Below are 1,580 nucleotides of genomic sequence, written 5' to 3'. Positions count from 1 at the left end.
CACCAACCTCGTCATCACCGGCCAAGTGCTGGACAATCTGTCCGGTGTGGCCGGCGCGCAAATCCGCGTTGACGGCGGCACAGCGCAAGACCTGGCCCTTGATGCGCAAGGCAGGTTCCGCTTCACCACCACGTTTGCCACTGACGGCTCGGCCGATGGTTCGCACAGCGTGGCCCTCAGCGCAAGCGACGCCGCCGGCAACCAGTCCGCAGCGCTGACGCGCGCCTTCACGCTGGTGACCCTGGCCCCCCAGGTCAGCCTCACAAGCCTGGCCGAAGGCGACGGCTTGCAAGCCAGCAGCCGCTTGGCCGGCAACGCCAGCGTGCACGGCGGCGTGCTCGCGCAGCTTTCTTACCAGTTCGATGGCGGCATCATCCGCCAGCTGCCTTTTGACGAAAGCGGCAGCTTTGACAGCGCGCTGGACTTCAGCACATTGACAATCGGCAGCCACACGCTCAGCGTCACCGCGCGCGACAGCGCCGGCAACGCGGGCTCGACCACGCTGCATGTCAATGTGGCTGCGCTGCCGCTCTTCATGCTCAGCGGCTTTTCGCCCACCGATGGCAGCGTCAATGTGGGCGTGACGCAGCGGCCCTTCATCCAGTTCTCGCGCGCCGTCAACCCCGCCACCTTGACGGCCGACAGCCTGTTTGCCACCGCGCCGGATGGCAGCAAGCTGGCCAGCACGCTCGTGCCCGCCGTTGATGGCAGCTTTGTCTGGATGTTCTTTGCAAGCCCGCTGCCCGGCGGCTCGCGCATCACCGTGCACCTGGACGGCGGGCTGATACGCGCCGCCGCCGATGGCGCCTTGCTGGACTCCGACAACAATGGTGAGGCCGGCGGCGTGCAACGCGTCAGCTTCACTACCGTGAGCCGCAGCGGCGTGGCCGGCACGCGCATCATCGGCAAAGTGCTGGACCCGGGCCCCGACTTGAAGCCGATGAGCTTTGACGACATCCGCCGCGGGCCCGACGGCGTGATCCACACCGCGGACGATGTGTTCTTGCTCCCGATCGCCCATGCGATGGTGTTCATCCTCGGCCAGGAAGATCGCGTGATCTTCACCGACGCCAACGGCGAGTTCGAGTTCAACGAGGTACCGGCAGGCGACCTGAAGCTGGTGGTCGATGGGCGCACCGCGGCGAATGCACCGGCCGGCGTGTTCTTCCCCGAAATGGTGATGGATGCCGCGATCCAGGCCGGTATCACCAACACCATGATGGGCAGCATGGGCGCGGTCGAGGAACGCCTTGCCAACACCACTCGGCGCGAGATCTATCTGCCGCGCGTGCCACTGAGCGTGCTGCAAGAAGTCAGCGACACCGAGCCGACCGTGATACGGGTTGACGACCCGCGCGCCGCGCCGCAGCTCACCGACCAGCAGCGCCAGGCGCTCACGCTGAAGATCAATCCGGGGCGCGGCATTGGCTTCGATGGCAAGCCGGTCAGCAACACGAAGCTAGGCGTGTCCACCGTGCCGCCGGAGCTCGTCAAAGACATGTTGCCCGAAGGCGTGTTGCAGCACACCTTCGACATCACCATCCAGGCGCCCGGCGTGGCCACCTTCACCGAGCCGGTGG

1 protein-coding gene is annotated in these 1,580 nt (G+C 66.4%); it reads left to right on the top strand.

Translation table 11 applies throughout. The features are described 5' to 3' along the window. Positions 1 to 1,580, top strand: a 1,580-nt coding sequence (locus AC1D15_RS31370; protein WP_477829114.1) for an Ig-like domain-containing protein, incomplete at both ends; no start/stop codon positions are given.

The organism is Rhizobacter sp. P2_H2, from assembly GCF_056403375.1.
This window is presented reverse-complemented; position numbering and strand designations above follow the sequence as displayed.